The 4,568-nt window shown below is 58.6% G+C and carries 6 protein-coding genes; 2 read left to right on the forward strand and 4 right to left on the reverse strand.

The annotated features are described in order from the left end of the window. Window positions 1-31: 31 nt before the first annotated feature. Window positions 32-652 carry a TetR/AcrR family transcriptional regulator gene (locus B4F73_RS03990; RefSeq protein ID WP_206991948.1) on the reverse strand — a complete coding sequence of 207 codons (621 nt, stop codon included), beginning with the start codon at window positions 650-652 and terminating at the stop codon, window positions 32-34. A gap of 137 nt (window positions 653-789) precedes the next feature. Between B4F73_RS03990 and B4F73_RS03995 the strand changes: the two genes are divergently transcribed. Both B4F73_RS03995 and B4F73_RS04000 read left to right on the forward strand, forming a co-directional pair. Beyond that, complete coding sequence (locus B4F73_RS03995) at window positions 790-1,086, forward strand: YciI family protein (RefSeq protein WP_290482557.1); 297 nt, start codon at window positions 790-792, stop codon at window positions 1,084-1,086. Further along, window positions 1,083-1,763, forward strand: a complete 681-nt coding sequence (locus B4F73_RS04000) for a glutathione S-transferase family protein (RefSeq protein WP_290482558.1) — start codon at window positions 1,083-1,085, stop codon at window positions 1,761-1,763. The genes B4F73_RS03995 and B4F73_RS04000 overlap by 4 nt, the downstream gene beginning before the upstream one ends. Here B4F73_RS04000 and B4F73_RS04005 read toward each other — a convergent pair. The 3 genes from B4F73_RS04005 to B4F73_RS04015 all read right to left on the reverse strand — a co-directional run. Next, window positions 1,747-2,571 (reverse strand): sulfotransferase family protein, encoded by an 825-nt coding sequence (locus tag B4F73_RS04005; protein ID WP_206991945.1) that lies wholly within the window; start codon window positions 2,569-2,571, stop codon window positions 1,747-1,749. The two genes, B4F73_RS04000 and B4F73_RS04005, sit on opposite strands and share 17 nt — an antisense overlap. Before the next feature lie 60 nt (window positions 2,572-2,631). Next, the gene (locus B4F73_RS04010) at window positions 2,632-3,171 is read right to left on the reverse strand and encodes a hypothetical protein (RefSeq protein ID WP_290482559.1); all 540 of its coding nucleotides are present in this window, start codon (window positions 3,169-3,171) and stop codon (window positions 2,632-2,634) included. 47 nt (window positions 3,172-3,218) lie between these two features. Next, the coding region (locus tag B4F73_RS04015; protein ID WP_290482560.1) for a PQQ-binding-like beta-propeller repeat protein at window positions 3,219-4,568 on the reverse strand (1,350 nt) is incomplete at its 5' end.

Raw genomic sequence — 4,568 nt, forward strand, 5'->3', positions numbered from 1 at the left:
AACATTTATCAATGAACAAAAACGAAATTATTCAGAATTTATCTATCTGACGCTCCGGAACGACCGCGCCAGCTGACAATCCAGCCAGAACCAGGTCCATCACACCCGCCAGTTCACGCTTCAATTTCGGCAATGTCAGGTGCGAGAACATCTGGGGAAAGCGAAACTTCATCATCGATGCCTGAATCATTTCCGCCGTCTCTTCCTTTCGGTCGAGCGGACGAAACTCACCGGCCTCAATGCCGTTCTCGAGAATCTGAACCAGATAGACCCGCTCCTGGGCCAGCTGTTCATTCATGAACAGAGGCCGCTCATCTGCCAGCGTCTCGGCAAGCTCGACCAGCTTGTCCTTTTCTTCCAGTGCCTCATAGGTACGCACCATGCTGAACTCAAAAAACTGGCGCAGACGATCTGCCGCCGTGATTGGCTTCCGACAGATGCTGGCATAAGTCTGGTAGAGTTCTGAATTGAACTTGCGACCGATGGCTTCGGCAATATCGAGTTTGGACGCGAAGAAGCGGTAGATATTGCCCGCAGACATGTTGCAGTCCTTGGCAATCTCCGACATCGTCGTCTTGGAATAGCCGTAGTGAACGATGCGTTCCATCGCGGCTTCCAAGATCTGTTGGCGGGTGTCTGTTGTATCGTTCATGGCGCCACCATACTCCCTGTTACTGAAGGATCAATGATTCATTCAGCCCATTTGTTCCACTATTGCGGACTCTGGGCAGGTTGCAGGCATTGTGCAATACGAACAGGAAATCTTGCCTTCATTCGGAGTCGTTCGTCATGCGCATTTTCTGTTTTCACAATCTGGACAATGAAACCAATGGTGCCGAGTTGCGCGCCGCGACCCGGTCGGCCCATCTGGAATGGGCTGCAGGATTGGGGGACCAGCTACGCATGGCCGGGCCGCTGCTGTCCGAGGATGGCGCGATGATCGGGTCTGTCTTCCTGGTCGAGGCCGATGACCTGGCTTCGGCCAAGGCATTGGCCGAGCAGGACCCGTATAACAAGGCAGGAGTGTTCGACCGCGTGGACGTGCGCGAAACGAAATGGCTGATCGGGCAAGGAAAGCGCGCATGAGACAGCTGGTCCTTGGAAATCTGAACTATTCCAGCTGGTCGATCAGGCCATTGCTTGCCGCGCGGCGCGTGGGCCTGCCGGTGGAAGAAGTGATCGTACCGCTCGATTTTCCCGACACATCGGCAAAACTGAAAGAGATCAGCCCGACAGCAAAAGTGCCACTGTTGATCTGGGACGATGTCACGGTCTGGGAAAGCCTTGCGATCACGGAATGGATCGCCGATTGGGCGCCGACTGGAGAGGTCTGGCCAGAAGATGCCGCCAAGCGGGCGATTGCCCGCGCGGTGACCTCCGAAATGCATGCGGGTTTCCCCGCCCTGCGCAAGGCCTGTCCGATGGATATTCGCGGCCGGGAAACCACGCCGGAAATGACCGAAGGTCTTGAGGCTGACATTGCCCGCATCCAGACCATGTGGGACCAGATGCGCACTGAACATGGCGATGGCGGCCCTTACCTGTTCGGCAAATGGAGCGCTGCGGATGCGTTCTACACGCCGGTTGTGACGCGGTTCCGCACCTATGGCCTGCCCCTGACAGGGGCCGCGGCCGAATATTCGACGGCCATCCTTGAAGACCCGGTCTTCCTTGAACTGGAGAAACAGGCAGAAGCCGAACCGTGGTGGATCAAATACACCGCCGACGGACGCTCAAGCGGCTATCTCAAGCCGGAAGGCTGAACAGGTCATAATCCAAATCATGCCGGAACAGCGTCCGGATATGATCTGTGTAGATATCCAGTGCTTCGCCTGTGAAGAGTTCCGTAAGCGGTGTCTTGCGGTTCTGCAGCACATTAGGCTCCGCATCCGGATCGATCTTCTGCGCCATGGCGTCCTTCGTGCCTGCCGCGAGCGCTACATTGATGGCATCGGCACTGAGCCCGAGAGACCAATGCTTCGAGACCGCTTCCAATGCGGCGCGGGGGTCTTTCTGGGTCCGCTCATACTGGATCAGCTGGATCGAGTCGCCATGACGCGCACGAATATCACCCCAACGGTTCCAGAAGCGCGCGAGCCAGTAGAGATCGCAGCGATACTTCGATCCGCCCGGATCGCCCTTCAGATAGGTCAACCAGTCAACCTTGATGTCGTATTCCCATTTGGCGTGGTGACTGGCCAGGATCGCCATCGGGTGCCGTACAGCCAGCACATATGGCGGCAGGCTGGCGAGGCTGCGGGCCCAGCCCCATTCGGCCAGATGGTGGGGGATCGTGTGACTGAACGCCAGGCGCGGCAGTTCCGGAAAGGTCTCATCGTCCTTCGGCCAACCGATATAGGGGCGCACCGCATTCTCCGAAAAGTATTGCGGGTGAGGAATGCCATGGGTTTCCGCCAGCGCCACTGCCAGCATGTATTTCAGCCAGTGCGTACCGGAATTCTTGGAGGTAACGAGCAGGCCATCAAACCGGCCATGACGCAGGACTGAAAAATTCGTCCAGGACTCATTGAGAACCTTGGCGCGGTATTCGCTGGGAAGTGACTTTGACATGGCCAAATTCCCTATTGTGCCAGGGCGAAAGGCGCAACTGTTCTTGAGCGGTTGGAAGACTCAGGTCTTGAGGCCTGCCTTGTCCCGGAACACTTGCAGGAGGGCCAGTTGTTCGCGCGTCGGCACGCCTTCCGCCTCGGACACCGCCACCAGCATCGCGTCGAGATCGACAATTTCCTTTGGGCCAAGCTGCGGGGAACTGACGATCAATTCGCTCAGCTTGCGCATGGCGCGCTGGGGATCCGGCGCGGAATTGGTGACCCAAGCCGCATGGGCGGACAATTCATCAGCCTCAGCCTGGGTGAAGCTGAAATTCTGCATCATCTCATCATCTATGATGCGCGCCTGTCGTTCGGTCAGAGGCCCTTCCCGGCCACGGGCAACTTCCATCATCATGACGGCGGCGGCTTCGCGCGGGTCTTCGATCAGGCCGATGCCATTGCGGCCTGCCTTGTATTTGAAGGCAAAGCGGCGAGGCGTATTCGTAAGCGTGCGCGCCGCATCCATCGCCACTTTCGCGCCGCGGCGGGCCATCTGGATACGCCACGACCAGATGCCGATCGTTGTCAGGATACCCAGAATGAGGATGACTATATGCATTCGGCGTATGTAGCGCGGCCCGGCAGGCCGCGCTACTCACAATTCGATCATTCGCCCCCGGAGCCAGCCGGGACAGCGGCATGGGCCTGCGCCAGCACATAGGCGCGGATCGACTCCACCTGATCCGGCGTCAGATGATCTGCGAACGAGACCATGCCATTGGCGGCGAGGTTTCCGTCGATCACCACACCTTTCCACGCCATTTCGTTGCCACTGATCGCCGACCAGCGCAGGTCCGGCAGAACGCCTGAGCTGACCGCCAGCGGACCGTGGCAGACGGTACAGTTACGGGCATAGTGAACCGATCCCTCGGCGATCATGGTCTCGTCCCCGAACGAGTCGGCTTTCGGGGTCTTGTCGATCATCGGGAAATCCGGGTCGGCGATTTCGCCCGTGCCGCCCAGCTTGAAGGTGACGACCTTGCCGACTGTAGAGGGCACGGTCTCGTCATAGGCGAAGCCTGCAGAGAGACCAAAGGCACTGCCCCAACCAGTCGTAATCGTGACGTATTGCTCACCATCGATCATGTAGGTGCCGGGGCCGGACGCGCCGCCGGATTTGAGTTCATGATTCCAGAGCTTGTCGCCCGTTTCGGCATCATAGGCGACAAAGTCGCCATTCAGCTTGCCCTGGAAAACCAGACCGCCTGCCGTGGACAGCACGCCGCCATTCCAGGCATTGCCATGTTCCACCGACCAGCGCGCTTCGCGGGCAATGGGATCCCATGCGATCAAGCGTCCCTTGAGGGTTGAGCGCAGGAATTTGGCGACTTCCGGCGGCGCGATCGGCGGGACGCCAGCAGAGAAGTCTGCGCCCGTATTCCAGCCGACAGGCTGGGTCTCGAAGCGCGGATCGCGAGCATAGGCCTGAGGAATTTCCTGCGCTGGAATATAGGCGAGGTTCAAATCCGGATTGAAGGCCATCGGATGCCAGTTGTGTGCACCGAGGGGGCCTGGCAGCTGCTCGTAAGGGACGGCGCCATACCGTGCATCGGCGATTTCAATCGGACGACCGTTTTCGTCGAGGCCCTCTGCCCAGTTCATCGGCACGAACGCATCGCCGGAGATGAACTCGCCGGATTCCGCGTCCAGTACGTAGAAGAAGCCATTCTTCGGAGCCTGCATCGCGACACGGCGCGCTTCACCATCTTCGCCAACAGGCAAGTCTGCCAGAATGATGGTCTGCGTGGCTGTATAGTCCCAATTGTCGCCGGGTGTGGTCTGGAAATGCCACTTGTACGCACCGGTTTCGGCATCCACCGCAACGATGGAGGACAGGAAGAGATTGTCGCCACCGGACGGATCACGGAATTCCCGGTTCCACGGCGAACCATTGCCGACCCCGAAGATGATCTGGTCGTTGACCTCATCATAGACGATGGAGTCCCAGACAGTTCC

This window comes from Hyphomonas sp. UBA3601 (genome assembly GCF_002375605.1).
GTDB lineage: Bacteria > Pseudomonadota > Alphaproteobacteria > Caulobacterales > Hyphomonadaceae > Hyphomonas.